A 15,064-nucleotide genomic window follows, 5' to 3' on the forward strand; every position below is an offset into this window, starting at 1 on the left:
GCCGGGGAGGAATTCTCAGACCGCTCTCGCTCTCTCCCTAGTGCATCGACAGCAATACTGCTAAATCCCCGCCAACATTTTCCGGGGGGAAATCATGGCCACTACAGCCGACACGCAGATGCATCCGCTCGTCCGGGAGCGCCTGTTCTTCTTCGTCATGGCGCTGGTGATCGCGGCGACCGTTGTCAGCGGCTTTTCGCTTCAGCTGGCTATGGGGCGCTCGAGCTTTGGCGCGCCCTGGTGGGTGCACGTCCACGGCCTGACGTTCATGGGCTGGATCGGCATCTATCTGGCGCAGAACTTCCTGATCTGGCGCGGGGAATTGACGCTCCACCGCCGGCTCGGCCGCGTCGCCGCTGTCTATGTCGGCTGGACGGTGCTGGTCGGGCTCAGCGTGAATACGCTGACGGCAATCAACCACCGTATTCCGCCGTTCTTCGAACCCAATGTCTTCCTGGTGATGGATTGGCTGACCGTGCTGACCTTTGCCGGACTGACTCTCGCCGGCGTGGCGATGCGAGGACGGACCGACTGGCATCGCCGGCTGATGCTGTGCGGCGCGATCCAGGTGATGACGCCGGGCGTCGGGCGCCTGTTGCCGCTGCCGCTCATGGGGACATGGATCCTCTGGGGCATCTGGGCGGTGATGCTGGTCTATGTCGCGGTCGCGATGCTCTATGACCTGCGCACGCGCGGCAAGGTGCATCCGGCATATTTCTGGGGGTTCGGCGCGATCACGATAGTGGTGGCGTTGATGCGCCCGATCGCCTTTAGTCCGCCGATGCTCAGCCTGACGCATTACCTGATGGGTTGATCGATCCCCGTCGCGGGGCCATGTGAGCGCCGACACCAGCGGGAGCGAGTGATGGAACAGCGCCACAATCTGACCGGCCTCGACCTGCGCGCCGAGATCGACCGGCTGCGCAAGGAGCGCAACGCCGTCATCCTGGCGCATTATTACCAAAAGCCGGAAATCCAGGACATTGCCGATTTCGTCGGCGACAGTCTCGACCTCAGCCGCAAGGCGCAGGCGACGGATGCCGAGGTCATCGCCTTTTGCGGCGTGCGCTTCATGGCGGAGACGGCGAAGATCCTGTCGCCCGAAAAGATCGTCGTGCTGCCCGACATGAATGCCGGCTGCAGCCTGGAGGACAGCTGCCCGCCCGACCAGTTCGCGGCCTTTCGCGCGCAGCATCCCGACGCGATCGCGTTGACCTATATCAACTGCTCGGCGGCGGTGAAGGCGCTCAGCGACGTGATCGTCACCAGCTCGTCGGCGGAAAAGATCCTCAGCCAGATCCCCAAGGACCAGAAGATCATCTTCGGCCCCGACCGCAATCTCGGCGGCTATCTTGCGCGCAAGACCGGGCGTGACCTCATCCTGTGGCCGGGCGTGTGCATCGTCCACGAGGCGTTCAGCGAGACCGAATTGCTCAAGCTCAAGGCGCAGCATCCCGGCGCCCCGGTCGCCGCGCACCCGGAATGCCCGGCGGTCATCCTCGATCATGCCGATTATGTCGGCTCGACCAGCGGCATCCTCAAATATGCCCAGGATTTCGAAGGCGACACGCTGATCGTCGCGACCGAGCCGCACATCATCCACCAGATGGAAAAGGCGCTGCCCAACAAGCATTTCATCGGCGCACCGGGCGCGGACGGAAACTGCAACTGCAACATCTGCCCGTACATGGCGCTCAACACGATGGAGAAACTCTACGTCGCGCTGCGCGACCTCGAGCCGCGGATCGAGATGGAGGAAGAGCTTCGCCTCAAGGCCAAGAAGAGCCTCGACGCGATGCTGAGCATGGCCTCGGCGACGGTGGGGATGGGCGACCTCGGGCCGGCGAAGGTGACGGGGGATTGACCATGTGGGCGGCCGGCTATTCGAGAGAAGAGCTGGATCGCGCACAGGAAGAGTTTGACCTGGTCTTTCCGCCGGACCTGATTGGCCTGTTATGCGATCGCCGCCCGGTTGAAGGTTATGACTGGCGGACCGAGCACGAGCGAATTCGAGACGCGCTTGCCTGGCCGCTCGAGGGGACCCTTTTCGACATCGAGCAGAACGGCTTTTGGCTAGCGGAATGGGGGGAGTGCCCACAGCGTGAGGAAGAGCGGCGGGAAGTCGCGAGGATCGAGGTCGGCAAGGCACCCAAATTGATACCCCTTATCGGACATCGCTATCTTCCGGCCGAGCCAAACACGTCGGGAAATCCCGTCTTCTCGATCTACCAGACCGACATCATCTATTACGGCGCTAACCTCGATCACTATTTCCAAAACGAATTCGGCGGATGGTCGTCGCTCGAAGATGCGGCCTATCGCCACATAAGGTTCTGGTCTGACCTGGCGAGGTGACCGCAAAGGGCTACGTCTGGGCGCGGCTCAGGCGCTGAGGGAGGATGCCATGCACGTGCCGCCGGGTTTCACGACAATATTCCCCTATATCTTCGCGACGGACGCTGCGGCCTATGTGACCTTTCTCGAAAGCGCGCTTGGCGGAGAGATCATCGGCGTCCATTCGAACGCCGACGGCACTGTCGCCAACGCGCAGATCCGCTTCAACGATACCGTGGTTATGGTCAGTGAGGCGACCGACGACAATCCCGCCACCCAAGCCACCTATTATATCTATGTCGCCGATGCCGACGCAACGATGGCGCAGGCAGTTGCGGCAGGCGGGGTGCAGTCGATGGAGGTCGGCGACCGTACCTATGGCGATCGTCAGGGCGGGATGCGCGATCCGCAAGGCAATATCTGGTGGATCTCGCAGCGGCTCCAGGCGGGGCCGTACTGAACGTTGCCTCCGACCTAACCCTCATTCGATCGGCATATCGAACACCAATTCCCGCACGAACCGTCCCGGCGGCGAACCGTGCGCCAGGACCGCGTCGTTATAGGTCTTGAGGTCGAACTTCGTGCCCCAGCGGCGCTTCGCTTCCTCGCGCATCGCCATATGCTCCTCATAGCCCGAGAAATAGCTGAGCAGTTGCGTCGACGAGAGCTGCGCGCGGACCCATTTGCCGGCCGCCTCGCGCTCCTGCTGAAATGCGCCCTTCATCATTAGGTCCATCGCCTGGTCGCGCGTCATGCCTTCGGTCTGGATGCCGATGTCGAGCAGCGTGTTGGTGATCGAGCGCAGCCGCATCTTGAGCACGGTCAGCTTGAACAGCGGATCGCCGTTCAGATAATCCTGATCGGCCATCAACCCCTCGGCATAGACTGCCCAGCCTTCGACGAACGGCCCCGACGACAGCACCGCGCGCAGCACCGATTTGTCCTGGTTCGAATGGTCGATCTGCAGCCAATGCCCCGGCATCGCCTCATGGATGCTGAGGTCGTGGATCATGTAGCTGTTATATTCGCGCAGGAACGAGGTCGCCTGCGCGTCGCTCCAGTCGTCGGGGATCGGCGAGATCGCGAAGAACGTGTCCTGCCCCTTGTCGAGCGGACCGGGTGAATCGCAATATGCCACCGAATTGCCCTGCTGGAATTTGGGCATGGTGATGATCCTGACCGGCGCGGTCGGCATCGTCACCAGTCCCCTGGCCCGGACGAAATCGCTCGCGCTGGCCAAGGTCGCCTTGGCCGCGGCCTCGACTCCGTCGCGCGCCGGGCGCTGCGCATAGGTCAGGTCGAGCGCGGCCTCGATCGCCTTTTGCTGCTGGTCGGGGCTCGGATTGGCGGGGAGGGCAGGGGCGTTCGCCTTGCCCGCCAGCACCTGTTTGGCCAGCCGGTACATCTCGGCGCGCGTCGCCGCTGCGGCGGCGGTCGCCTTGGCCTTGAGCTCGGGTCGCGAGATCGTCGACACCAAAGCGAACTTCATCTTCTGGTCGTAAAGCTTTGCCCCCAGGCGGAAATCGCCCTTGGCCGCGGGCACCAATGTCTTGTCGAGCCAGACCTGCTGATCGGCCACCGCGGCCTTCAATTTGCTCAGCGCGGCATCGAACCGCGCCTTGTCGGCGGGCGCAAGCTCGCTGGCGTGCGGCGCGAGCATGCCCTCGGCGATCTCGACGATTCCCGAATTCTGCTTCGCCACCGTGCTCGCATAGATTTGCGGGACCTTGGCCGCGATCAACTGGCGCCGCGTTTCGAGCAGGAAGGCGGGGAGCGCTTCCATCCGCGCGGTCGCCGCCTTGAGCCGCTTGGGCCAGGGCGCGAAGTCGCGCGCGGCAAGCGTGTAGAGCGCGCCGGCCGCGGCATCGTTGTAATTCTGCGCGTTCCACGACCAGCTCTTGAGCACCTGGATATCCCAGAGCTCGTAATCGAGCGCGTTCTTGAGCAACAGGAGGTCGACCTGATTGTCCCGGCTCAGCGCCTTGAAATCGATGCTGGCAAGGTTGCCGAGCATCGCCTGATCGAATGCCGCCTGCTTGCCGCGGCCGCGCGCGGTGATGTCGGGCAGCTTGTCGTCGAAACGATGATCGCCGAGCTGCGTCCCGCCGACCGGCGAGAACCGCGCCAGGCTGTCGACATAGCGCTTCGACAGTGCCGCGAACTGCGCGTTGGCGCTGATCGTTTTCGATACGGCCGGCGTCGCGGCTGGGACGGAGGCGCCGAGCGTGGCGGCGGCGGCAAGCAGCAGGAAGGCGGTGCGGCGCATGATGATCCCCTCTATTGTTGAGAGGGAGTCTAAAGCTTGGCGGCCATCTCCGCCAGCTTGGCGACGGTGTTCATGTTGCGCGCGGTGCCGGTTTTCGCGCCGGGGATTTTGAGCTTCGAATCCGCCATGCCGTGATCGGTATAGCGGATGTAGATTTCGCGCTTGCCGATCGCCATTTCCTCGCCATTGACGTTCGTCGCCTGCTCGATCGCGTCCTTCGCCGGCGCCTCGGCCAGGAACGTCGCGACGACGCGATTGCCCGGTGCATCCGCGAACGGATTGGCATCGCGCACGGCGGCCATTTCGGCGGCGGTGCGCACCATCACGCCGACCGCTTTGCCGGCATATTTCTCCATCGCCTTTTCCAGCGCCGCCTTCACCGCCGCCTCGCTCTTGCCCGAGGTGAAGACGACATTGCCGCTGGCGATATAGGTCTTCACCTTGGCGAACCCGGCCGCGTCGCACATTGCCGCCAATTCGGTCATCGGCAGTTTGCCGGTCCCCCCGACATTCACCGCGCGGAGCAGGGCGATATAGGCGGTCATGCCGACAGCGCCGCAGAGAAGCCGGCGACGTCGGTGACGATCGCGTCGCCGGTGAACCGCATCTGGTCGAGCGAGCGTCGCGCCGCCTCGGCATCGCCATGGCCGCAGGCGTCGGCGATGACGATCGGCACGATGCCGAGGTCGGCGGCGTGGCGGACAGTCGGTTCGATCCCGATTTCCATCGCGATGCCACAAATCGCCAGCGCCTGGATGCCGCAATCGCGCAAGGTAATGGCGAGTGGCGTGCCCTCGAACGCCGACATGGTGATCTTGTCGAACACCGCTTCGTCCGCGCGCGGCGTGAGTTCGGGAGTGATCGCGAAGCCGGGCGAGTCGCGCAGGAACCACGGCTCGACCGCGTCCGGATCGTCGGTCCGCTGCCACGCCATCGCGGTGCGATAGGCCATCCGCCCCATCAGCTTCCTGGGCAGCGACAAATGACGCGTGAAAATTGTCCGCATGCCCGCTGCCCGTGCGACGGCCAGGACGCGTTGGACATTGGCGATGATCACCGTGCTTTCGACCTGACGGCAGATACCGATCTGCATGTCATAGACCAGCAACGCCGTCCGCGCCGGGTCGGCCCATTCGTCGAGCGTCGCGGGCAAGTCCAGGCCGTCCACCGTCTTCATGCATTGCTCCCGAGCGTCCGGTCGAAAGGTTCGCCGATATCGAGCCCGGCGGCAAAGAGATTTTCGATTGGCCAGGGCGCGTCGACCGCGATCGTGAACCAGTCGAGCAACCCCGCTTTCGATAGCGGAAAATCGTCGAGATAGCGGCGGCATGTGTCGACCGTGTCGCATTCGAACACGATCACCACGCCGGGTTCATCGGCGCGGGCATAGTTTTCGCGAACGATGCCGGCCTTCCATAGCCGCCAGACGTTCGACACCTCGTCCTTGAGGTACGGCTGGACGTCGTCCATTGTGACCCCGGGCTTGAACCGGTCATAGGCGATGATCTTCATGATGCTTTCTCCTTGGATCATCGCGTTAGGATGGGGCTGGCGCGCCGCTCAACGCACCATCGGGTGTGTGGCGTGAACCCGCTCCCTCGCATCGCCGGCTGCGGCACCGAGTTCGCGATCGATTTGTTGCGCGGCAAATGGAAGGCGGTGATTCTCGCGCGGCTGAAGGACGGTCCGTTGCGCTATGGCGATTTGCGGCGGTTGATCCCGGGCATCGCCGACAAAGTGCTGACCGAGCGTCTCGTTGACCTGACCGAACTCGGTTTCATCGAGGCCGCGGGCGAACGCGGTGCCTATCGCCTGAGCGCGCGAGGCGAGGCGGCACGGCCGATGCTCGAGGCGCTCTATGCCTGGGGCGCAAATGAAGCGCGCGACCGCGGCGTGATCATCCGCGACGGCTGAGCCCCAATGTCCGCCTGAACTGCCTTCGCCATTGACCTCGGTCAATGCGCCCGGCACGTGTTCGTGCTTGGTGTGGGCCGGGGGGGAACCACGAGTGGACGATCGCGAAGCGCGTACGGCCGTGTTGCGGCCGCTGGTGGGGATCAGGTTCATCGCCGTCGGCGCGACAGTCTTCCATCATTCGGGATCGAACTGGCTTTCATCCCAGCCCTGGGCGCCCAAGCTGCTCGCCAATTCCGCCTTGCATGCCCAGATGGCGTTGGGTTTCTTCTTCGTGCTCTCCGGCTTCATCCTGCAGACGCTGTATCGGGGGCGGCTGAGCGAGAAGGGAGCGTGGCGGCGCTATGGCGTCTCGCGAGTCGCGCGGATCTATCCCGTTTACTTGATCGGCGTGATGCTGATGGCGCCGGCTTATGCCGTGGCGGCCTGGGGCGCCCTGCCGCAATTCGTGCTGGTGCAGTGCTGGGCGACGCTCGGCAACAGCTGGGGATGGCAGAATTGGAACCCGCCGGCATGGATGCTGTCGGTCGAGTTCTTTTTCTATCTCTGCTTTCCGCTGTTGTGCGGTCTGGTCGAACGCGCCCCGCGCTACCTGCTGTTCGCCGGCGTCGCCCTGGTGGCAGTGTTCGCCATCGTCACCGGCAGCGTCGACCCTCCCGCGGAGGTGCAGCGTTTCCCCTGGATGAACTATCTTCCGCTGCCAGTGCTGCGTCTGCCCGAATTCTTCGCCGGCATGTTGCTGGCCGAGTGGCAGGCGCGCCGCGGCATTCGCGCGCTGCCGATCCCGCCCGAGCTTTCGTTGCTCGTGTTCGTCTTCGTGCTCGGTCAGGATGCCTTCGGCTTGCAGGCCGCTTGCGCCGTGATCCTCGCGACCCTGGTCATCCTGGGCCTGGTCAACGCACCGCGCGCGCCATTCACGCGATTGATGAACACGCGCGCGTTCATGCTGCTCGGCGCAGCGAGCTATGCCCTCTACATCATCCACGAGCCGGTCAATTTCGCCCTGCGCACGATCGCCGGCGGACGGTCGCTGCTGATGCTGCAATATCCGATCGATCTCGTCCTCTCGATCGCTATCCTGTTCCTGGTCGAGACTCCGGCGCGGAAATGGATCAACGCGCGGTTCGCCACGATCGGGAAGAAACGCCAGGCGGGCGCGTTATCGGTGGTCTCGGCAGCGACCTTCTGACGATTAGGGGGTCGCGCGCCCGATCACGGCGCGCTACCAGCATGACCATGTTCGACCTGCCTGGTTTCGACCTCTCCGCCTTCGTTCGTGCCACACTCGCCGAGGATCTGGGCGACGGCGGGGATATCACCTCCGCTGCCGTCATCCCTGCCGAGGCGCGCTTCACCGGCGTGATGGACAGCCGCGACGCGACCGTCGTCGCCGGCCTGCCGATCGCCGAGGCCTTTTTTCGTGCGCTCGACCCCGATGTGGCGATCGAGCGGCTGGTTGCCGATGGCCAGCGGGTCGCGGCCGGTACCGACCTGATGCGCCTCGAAGGCATGGGGCGCGCGATGCTCACCGCCGAACGTTCGGCGCTCAATACGATCCAGCATCTGTCGGGCATCGCCACGATGACCCGCGCCTATGTCGACAAGATCGCCGGGACCGGCGCCATCCTGCTCGACACGCGCAAGACCATTCCCGGGCTCAGACTGCTCGAAAAATACGCGACGCGAATGGGCGGCGCGACCAATCATCGCATGGGGCTGTGGGATGCGGCGATGATCAAGGACAATCATGTCGCGGTGGCCGGATCGGTGGCCGAAGCGGTGCGTCGTGCGGTTGCCGCCGGGATCGAACGGATCATTGTCGAGGTCGATCGCGTCGACCAGATCGAGCCGGCGCTGGCGGCAGGGGCGACGCACTTATTGCTCGACAATATGGACGTGCCGACCCTTCGCGGGGCAGTCACTTTGGTCGGCGGGCGCGTGCCGACCGAGGCATCGGGCGGGGTGCGGCTCGACACAATCCGCGCGATCGCGGAAACCGGCGTGACTTATATCAGTGTCGGACGGCTGACCCAGTCGGCGCCGGCCGCGGACATCGGTCTTGATTTCGCCGCGATCGGCTGACCATTATAAAGATATCAGGGGTTTAGGGGGATTTTCATGGTAAGGCCGAAGTCGATCAGATTGTTCGAAACATTCTATCTGGGATCGGTGCTGGTGGAGGCGGTAAACACCGCCATGACCTGGGCCGCGACCGACGCCAATCCGCAGACGATCCAGGTCAAGCAGATGCTGGGTCCCTGGTTTCCGGCGCTGCTCACGGTCTTCACGTTCACCTTATGGTTGCTGCTGTGGTATTTCGCCGCCCGGTCGCGCAGCAATGTCGCACGCTGGGCGATCGCCGTCCTCTACGTGCTCGGATTGATCGGGTTCGTCTTCTCGCTCACCGTCAGCGGGCCGCAATCGGCGCTACCGCTCGGCCTGTCGGTCGTGTCGCTGGTCCTGACCACGCTGGCGGTTATCTGCCTGTTCCGGCGGGACGCGTCGGCCTGGTTCGGAGCGTCGGCGTGAAAGCGCGCGCCACGCTCGCGGCGCTGACTGCCCTGGTCCTGCCCGGCATCGCCAATGCCCAGGCGCTAGTCTGCACGCCGAATGCCAATCCGCCGCGGCCCAACCCGGAATTGCCGACGGCCGACCAGCCGCAGCGCGTGCTGCCGATCGGCGGCTATACGCTGGCGATCACCTGGGGACCGCAATTCTGCCGCAACGGCGGGTTCACGCCCTCGGCGCGGTTTCAGTGCGGCAGCGGCAACCGGTTCGGGTTCACGCTGCACGGCCTGTGGCCCGATGGCGTCGGCAAGGACTGGCCGCAATATTGCACGACAACCGATCTCGTGCCGCCGCTAGTGATCAAGGGAATGCTCTGCTCGACCCCGTCGGCGCAATTGATCCAGCACGAATGGGCCAAGCACGGCACCTGCATGGGGACGACCCCGGCCGCCTATTTCGCGCGATCGAGCGCGATGTACGCCAAGCTCCGCTATCCCGACATGGACGCGCTCTCGCGCCGGCCGCTGACCGTCGGCCAGTTCGCGGCGGCGTTTGCCAGGTCCAACCCGGGCATCCCCGTCGGCGCGATCCGCGTGACTGCGAAGAGTGGTTGGCTCGACGAGCTATGGCTGTGCCTCGATCGGCGCTTCGCTTACGAGCGCTGCAAGCCGAATACCGGCGGGCTTCCGGGGAACGCGCGGTTGAAGATTTGGCGCGGCCGGCGCTAGCCCTCGATCACCGCCGTTGACGGATGATGCTTGTCGAGATGCTTGCGGATGATCTTGAGATTGCGGCTGTTCGAGCGGAAGAAGAAGTCGGGCACCGCGCCCACCCAGGGGATCAGTCCCAGCGCGAAGTCGACGCCGACATTGCCGAACATCCGCGCCATCTGGGTTTTCGACATGCCCAGGTTGCGCGCTTCCCACACCATGTACGATCCGAGCGCCGCACCGACCAGGTCGCCGATGCCGGGGATCAGGTCCAGGATGACGTCCAGCCCCAGTTTCTGGTTGGTGCCGGGGATCTTGATCAGCCCTTCGAGCAGATGCTCCAACCCCTCGATGCGCTTGCGCACGGAGGCGGCGTCACGGCCCATTGGGACGATCTGGCTGATATCGGGACGCGGGATACGGGTCGTGTTGGCCATGGTCCGATCTAGTTGGTGTCGTTGCGTAGTCGATTCAACGGGTGCCATGCCCGCGGGTTCCCCTGCCATTGCTGCAGCCGCAGCGACACGAGTGACCAGCGCAAGGGCGTGGCGATCGGGATGAAGGCGACATCGGCGGCCAGCGCGCCATCGGCTTCGGCGATGTGCGTGGCGCGTTCCGCCATGGTCGGGGCGTCGCGAGCGGCGGTCAGCGCGGCCTGCGCATCGTCGCTGCACAGCACACAAGCCGTCGCGAGATACCAACGCGCGCTGTCATAGGGCGCGACCTGGTCGACCAGCCGCAGGTCCGCCTCGGCAGTCATCGCCACGCGGATCGGTCGAATGCCGATCGTCGCCAGCCGCGCGCCGATCTGACCCCACAATATGTTACCGCCCGGCATGTTGGGCAGCGCCACCCGCAAGGCGATCTCCCCAGGATTGTCAAGGCGATACGCCGCCACTTGCTGGCGGGCATCGGCCAGGCGGGCATCGGGCGTTAGCGTTGCCCAGGCCGATACCGCGGGCGTGCTCGCCGAATCGAGCTTGTCGGGCAACAGGCGCTCGACCGGCTGCCCCCAATCGGGCGTGAAGGCTGCGATCAGCGCCGGGCGATCGATCGCCTCGGCAATCGCGGCGCGCCCGGCCGCTGCGGCGAGCAAGCCGTCGCGCTTGACGATCGCCAGGCCGAACAGTCCGGCGGCGGGGTCCAGTCGAATATTCGCCGGCGCGACCTTGGTCATCGCGATCAGCGGCCAGTCGCCGACCGCCCCGCCGACGACGAAATCCGACTCCTTGTGCACGAAGCGCAACAGCGCGCGCGCGGCGCTTTCGCCGATCAGCTGGACATTCTGTTCGGGGCCGGGCTCGGCGACCTCGTCGTCAGGCGATCGCGCCGGATCGAAAGCCGGGCGCAGCATCACCGAATTGGCGGCGGCCGCGGCAACCCGAAACGGTCCGCTCCCGCCCGGCGGATTCTCGCGCCGGACGGCCAGTTCGGGCTGCGCGAACAGCTTGAGCAGATCGGGGCGCGGCCGGCTGAGCCGCACCTCGATCACCTGGTCTGTCATCGACACGATATCGTCGATCGCGGTCAGGAACGGTTTGAGCGGATTGCGCGATGACGGGGCGATGGCGCGTTTCAGAATGATCGCGACATCCGCCGCAGTGACCTTGCCGCCATCGCTCCATTCGGCCTCGCGCAAGCGGAAGATATAGGTGCGGCCCTGATCGATCACGATCCAGCGCTCGGCGAGCCCCGGTTCGATCTGACCGCTCGCGTCGAAGCGGACCAGACCCTGCGCGGTGGAGTCGAGCAGCAGGCGCTGCGTGGTGTCGGCCGGGCGCTTGTTGACGTCGGGGTAGGACGGCCGCCCACCGATCGCGCTCACCACCACCGGCCCGGTGTCGGGGCGCGGATTGCAAGATGCGAGCAGCAGCAGGAGCAGGGCAGGGATGCGGCGCGGCGCGGTCATGGGCGCGTTGTGCCAAACTCCGCGGCTTGGCGCCATGGTGCGGACGGCGGGACCCGAAACCCGTTAGGAAGAGCGCGCGGAGCTCCCCCGCATAAAGCCCTCAAGTTCTTTATCATTTTATAGTCACCGGAAGCCCCTCCGGTTTTCCGATTTGGTCGCGCAATCGGCCAAGACAGTCGGCGTGGGCAATTGCCCTGCGGCCTTAGCTACGCACCCCGATTTCGTTCGTTCAGCGTATCGGCGATTTACCATGAAAGCCGGCCCGCGACTGTCGCGGCCCACTCTTCCGGCAGTCGCGGTCATCGCCCGAGCGTTTACTATTGCGCTTTTTGCGCCGCGCGATTTCATCGGCTCGCCGCGCAATGCGTTCCAGTTATCCCTGCAACCCCCGGCATCGCGCGCGCCGTTCATGTGCGCGAAAGGTTGGCCCGAACACCCAGCAAGTCCCTGATGTTCGCGTACGGCTACACGCCGCACCTCTCGAGGGAATTGGGTGTGGCGTGATCAACCTGCCCGATGGGCAACACGGAGAGGACGGCCGGACGATGCGTGCGATCACCAACGCCCGGCTGGTCAGATTTCAAGGAGCAATGTGATGAGTGCTATTTCCAAGAACCCGAGAATGCTTTTCATGCTCGCCCTGCTGACCGGCACGATGTCGGCCGGCGTGCATGCACAGCAGACGCCGCAAGATGCGGCTCCGGCTCCCGCTCCGGTTGCGGCCTCGGCTCCGGCTAACCCGGACATCACCGTGAATGGCACCGCGCCTGCCGATTTGTCCGGGATGCCGGAGGGCCCCGACGTCGAAGGCTTCATTTCGGCGCGCAACGACCAGAAGATGCAGCTGACGACCGCGGGCGGCGCCAAGACCGTGGTCCTCATCAGCGATGGCACCAAGATCAAGTCCAAGGGCGGCCTGCTGGGCATCCGCAGCAACAAACTCGCCGCGGACCAGTTGCTCAACGGCCTGCCGGTCAGCGTCAAGACCGTGCAATGGGGCGGCGGCCTGGTGGCGAGCCAGATCGCGCTCAAGACCAAGGACCTCAGGACCGCGTCGATGATCCGTAACGGCACCGACCAGCGCTTCGGCGAACAGGCCGCGGCAACCGAGGCGCTGCGCGGCCGCGTGGCCGATATCGATCAGTATAACGTCAAGGGCACGACCAACGTGACCTTCGGTGTCGGCAAGGCGGATCTGTCTCCTCAGGCGAAGGCGGATCTTTGCGCCGCCGCTACGCAAGCTGAAGGCATGAACAACGCCCTGCTTCTCGTCGTCGGCTATACCGACTCGACCGGAAGCCAGGATTTGAACCAGTCGCTCAGCGAGAAGCGCGCCAGCCGCGTCGTCAATTATCTCCAACAGGCGTGCCACTGGAAGCCCTATCGCATGCTGACTCCCACCGGGATGTCGGAAGCGGATCCGGCGGCCCCCAATGACACCCCCAGCGGCAAGGCACAGAATCGCCGCGTCGCGGTGAACGTCATGGTCAGCAAGGCCGTCGACGGCATGTAAGGCGCTTCGGGGTGGGCATCGCCCACCCCGAGTTCCATATTCTGGCGCAAATCCGGTGACGGCTCACTCCAGATCGGTCTGAATCCATTGCGGCGAATGATGGATGTCGATCGTCTGGAGCCGGCCAGGCCCCAAATTCTCGAACTTGTGCGGCACACCCGCCGGACCGAGCACGACCTCTCCGGCGGAAGCCTCGACCACGGCATCGCCGACGAAGAAGCGTGCGCGGCCCTGAATCACGATGAAGGTCTCGTCATAGGGATGAACATGCAGCCGCGGACCAACGCCGATCTCGTCGGTGCCATACGCCAGCACCGTGACGGGCCCGTCCAGGGCCAGCCCGGCAACCGATCCTCGCCACGGTCCTCCTCCTGCGGGATCGAACAATGTCGCTCGTGACGCCGGCCGCCCATCCGGCTGAACGCTGGCCGGGTCAAAATCTGCGCGACTCATTCTCAACCTCCATCTCCATCGGCATTTCGGGGCGATCCATCGATCGCAACGGCGCCGAACGCACTCGGATGCACCCGACTCGTCGTATTTGGCGCCGCGCCTCCCATATACGATCCGGGAGAGCTGATTTGGACCGGACAATACCATCTGACGTCGTCGAGCAATGGATGACTCACCTTCGGCTGCAGCGGACGCGGGCGCGCGACGCGGTCTGGCTGATCGAAGAGGGCGCCACCTTGCACGACGGCCGCATCGGCCAGCCGATGCACGATGCAACTCAGCGGTGGCTTAATGAGCAGCGAGAGGTCATTGCGGAAGTCGACCGGCTCATCGCCCTCTATGACGAGCTGAACGCCAGACAATGACGCGCGGACGTCCGCGCGCCTCCTAAAGATCGAGTAATCATGCGCGTACCCCGCTTTTTTTCCACGACCTCCAATGACATGGCGATCGACCTCGGCACGGTGAACACCATCGTTTACCTGCGCGGCCGCGGCATCGTGCTCAACGAACCATCGGTCGTCGCGATCGAGTTGATCGACGGCTTGCCGCGATTGCGGGCCTTCGGGATGGAAGCCAAGCTGATGATCGGGCGGACGCCGCAAGGCACTTCGACCGTGCGTCCGATGCGCGACGGCGTCATCGCCGACGTCGATATCGCCGAACAGATGATCAAGGCATTCATCGACAAGGCGCATGGCGGCCCCTCGCGGCTCCCGCGCCGGCCGGAAATTCTGGTCTGCATTCCCTCCGGCGCGACCCAGGTCGAGCGGCGGGCGATACGGCAGGCCGGGACCAATGCCGGCGCGCGCAGGGTGCGCCTGATCGAGGAGCCGATGGCGGCGGCGATCGGCGCGGGCCTGTCGATCAACGATCCGGTCGGCACGATGGTAGTCGATATCGGCGGCGGCACGACCGAGGTCGCGGTGCTCTCGCTCGGCAACCTTGTCCATCACGCCTCGACCCGCGTCGGGGGCGACAAGATGGACGATGCCATCGCGTCGAGCATTCGCCGCAACCACAATCTGGTCATTGGCGAGACGACGGCGGAGCGGATCAAGATGGAGATCGGCATCGCGCGGATACCGGAGGACGGGCGCGGGCTGGTCATGCCCGTGCGCGGCCGCGATCAGGTCAACGGCGTGCCGCGAGAGATCGACATCTGCCAGGCGGACATTGCCGGGCCGCTCAGCGACCTCGTCGATCAGGTGATCGAGACCGTGTTGCGCACCCTCGCCGCCACCGCGCCCGAACTCGCCGCCGACATCCATGAACACGGTATCGTCATGACCGGGGGCGGCTCGCTGCTGACCGGCATCAGCGATGCGTTGGCCCAGGCGACGGGCGTGCCGGTCATCGTTGCCGAAGACCCGCTGACCAGCGTCGCGGTGGGAGCGGGCAGGGCGCTCGAGGACGAGACGTATTCGGGGGTGATGATCGACAGTTAAGTTGCGGGC

General features: G+C 64.8%; 19 protein-coding genes. 12 read left to right on the forward strand and 7 right to left on the reverse strand.

The window, feature by feature from the left end; all coding sequences use genetic code 11:
- Nucleotides 1-94: 94 nt before the first annotated feature.
- The 4 genes from SAS01S_RS15190 to SAS01S_RS15205 are packed head-to-tail and all read left to right on the forward strand — an operon-like array spanning nt 95 to nt 2,794.
- Entirely contained in the window at nt 95-814 is a 720-nt protein-coding gene (locus tag SAS01S_RS15190) for a hypothetical protein (RefSeq protein ID WP_066810296.1), read from the forward strand.
- Between the two features lie 51 nt (nt 815-865).
- On the forward strand, nt 866-1,864 hold the full coding sequence (nadA, locus tag SAS01S_RS15195; protein WP_066810350.1) for a quinolinate synthase NadA: 999 nt from the start codon (nt 866-868) through the stop codon (nt 1,862-1,864).
- 2 nt (nt 1,865-1,866) lie between these two features.
- Entirely contained in the window at nt 1,867-2,355 is a 489-nt protein-coding gene (locus tag SAS01S_RS15200) for a hypothetical protein (protein WP_066810298.1), read from the forward strand.
- 49 nt (nt 2,356-2,404) lie between these two features.
- Nucleotides 2,405-2,794 (forward strand): VOC family protein, encoded by a 390-nt coding sequence (locus SAS01S_RS15205; RefSeq protein WP_066810300.1) that lies wholly within the window; start codon nt 2,405-2,407, stop codon nt 2,792-2,794.
- A 21-nt stretch (nt 2,795-2,815) separates the two neighbouring features.
- Here SAS01S_RS15205 and SAS01S_RS15210 read toward each other — a convergent pair whose 3' ends face one another.
- The 4 genes from SAS01S_RS15210 to SAS01S_RS15225 are packed head-to-tail and all read right to left on the reverse strand — an operon-like array spanning nt 2,816 to nt 6,112.
- On the reverse strand, nt 2,816-4,600 hold the full coding sequence (locus tag SAS01S_RS15210; RefSeq protein WP_066810302.1) for a DUF885 domain-containing protein: 1,785 nt from the start codon (nt 4,598-4,600) through the stop codon (nt 2,816-2,818).
- 29 nt (nt 4,601-4,629) lie between these two features.
- Nucleotides 4,630-5,145 carry a DUF1697 domain-containing protein gene (locus tag SAS01S_RS15215; RefSeq protein WP_066810304.1) on the reverse strand — a complete coding sequence of 172 codons (516 nt, stop codon included), beginning with the start codon at nt 5,143-5,145 and terminating at the stop codon, nt 4,630-4,632.
- Complete coding sequence (locus tag SAS01S_RS15220; RefSeq protein WP_066810306.1) at nt 5,142-5,777, reverse strand: cysteine hydrolase family protein; 636 nt, start codon at nt 5,775-5,777, stop codon at nt 5,142-5,144. Before SAS01S_RS15220 ends, SAS01S_RS15215 begins: the two co-directional genes overlap by 4 nt.
- A complete protein-coding gene (locus tag SAS01S_RS15225) occupies nt 5,774-6,112 on the reverse strand; it encodes a hypothetical protein (protein ID WP_066810352.1) in 339 nt (112 codons plus the stop codon). Before SAS01S_RS15225 ends, SAS01S_RS15220 begins: the two co-directional genes overlap by 4 nt.
- 72 nt (nt 6,113-6,184) lie before the next feature.
- Here SAS01S_RS15225 and SAS01S_RS15230 point away from each other — a divergent pair, with 72 nt between their 5' ends.
- From SAS01S_RS15230 to SAS01S_RS15250, 5 genes are all read left to right on the forward strand, one after another.
- Nucleotides 6,185-6,514, forward strand: a complete 330-nt coding sequence (locus tag SAS01S_RS15230; protein ID WP_218016314.1) for a winged helix-turn-helix transcriptional regulator — start codon at nt 6,185-6,187, stop codon at nt 6,512-6,514.
- Between the two features lie 94 nt (nt 6,515-6,608).
- A complete protein-coding gene (locus SAS01S_RS15235) occupies nt 6,609-7,703 on the forward strand; it encodes an acyltransferase family protein (RefSeq protein WP_066810309.1) in 1,095 nt (364 codons plus the stop codon).
- 41 nt (nt 7,704-7,744) lie between these two features.
- Complete coding sequence (gene nadC, locus SAS01S_RS15240) at nt 7,745-8,596, forward strand: carboxylating nicotinate-nucleotide diphosphorylase (protein ID WP_066810311.1); 852 nt, start codon at nt 7,745-7,747, stop codon at nt 8,594-8,596.
- Nucleotides 8,597-8,632: 36 nt separating this feature from the next.
- Entirely contained in the window at nt 8,633-9,043 is a 411-nt protein-coding gene (locus SAS01S_RS23175) for a hypothetical protein (RefSeq protein WP_066810313.1), read from the forward strand.
- Nucleotides 9,040-9,750 (forward strand): ribonuclease T2 family protein, encoded by a 711-nt coding sequence (locus tag SAS01S_RS15250; protein WP_066810315.1) that lies wholly within the window; start codon nt 9,040-9,042, stop codon nt 9,748-9,750. The genes SAS01S_RS23175 and SAS01S_RS15250 overlap by 4 nt, the downstream gene beginning before the upstream one ends.
- Here the strand turns inward: SAS01S_RS15250 and SAS01S_RS15255 are convergent.
- Nucleotides 9,747-10,169 carry a DUF4112 domain-containing protein gene (locus SAS01S_RS15255; RefSeq protein ID WP_066810317.1) on the reverse strand — a complete coding sequence of 141 codons (423 nt, stop codon included), beginning with the start codon at nt 10,167-10,169 and terminating at the stop codon, nt 9,747-9,749. The two genes, SAS01S_RS15250 and SAS01S_RS15255, sit on opposite strands and share 4 nt — an antisense overlap.
- A gap of 8 nt (nt 10,170-10,177) precedes the next feature.
- Entirely contained in the window at nt 10,178-11,641 is a 1,464-nt protein-coding gene (locus tag SAS01S_RS15260) for an ABC transporter substrate-binding protein (protein ID WP_157082842.1), read from the reverse strand.
- Nucleotides 11,642-12,236: 595 nt separating this feature from the next.
- Here SAS01S_RS15260 and SAS01S_RS15265 point away from each other — a divergent pair.
- Complete coding sequence (locus SAS01S_RS15265; RefSeq protein ID WP_066810324.1) at nt 12,237-13,154, forward strand: OmpA family protein; 918 nt, start codon at nt 12,237-12,239, stop codon at nt 13,152-13,154.
- 63 nt (nt 13,155-13,217) lie between these two features.
- Here SAS01S_RS15265 and SAS01S_RS15270 read toward each other — a convergent pair whose 3' ends face one another.
- Nucleotides 13,218-13,541 carry a cupin domain-containing protein gene (locus SAS01S_RS15270; protein ID WP_218016315.1) on the reverse strand — a complete coding sequence of 108 codons (324 nt, stop codon included), beginning with the start codon at nt 13,539-13,541 and terminating at the stop codon, nt 13,218-13,220.
- Here SAS01S_RS15270 and SAS01S_RS22860 point away from each other — a divergent pair.
- Together SAS01S_RS22860 and SAS01S_RS15280 are read left to right on the forward strand one after the other, a co-directional pair.
- Nucleotides 13,541-13,972 (forward strand): hypothetical protein, encoded by a 432-nt coding sequence (locus SAS01S_RS22860; RefSeq protein ID WP_169804970.1) that lies wholly within the window; start codon nt 13,541-13,543, stop codon nt 13,970-13,972. The two genes, SAS01S_RS15270 and SAS01S_RS22860, sit on opposite strands and share 1 nt — an antisense overlap.
- A 39-nt stretch (nt 13,973-14,011) precedes the next feature.
- Nucleotides 14,012-15,055, forward strand: a complete 1,044-nt coding sequence (locus tag SAS01S_RS15280; protein WP_066810328.1) for a rod shape-determining protein — start codon at nt 14,012-14,014, stop codon at nt 15,053-15,055.
- Nucleotides 15,056-15,064: the final 9 nt, after the last annotated feature.

Origin of the sequence: Sphingomonas asaccharolytica NBRC 15499 (assembly GCF_001598355.1) — a bacterium.
Classification (GTDB): domain Bacteria; phylum Pseudomonadota; class Alphaproteobacteria; order Sphingomonadales; family Sphingomonadaceae; genus Sphingomonas; species Sphingomonas asaccharolytica.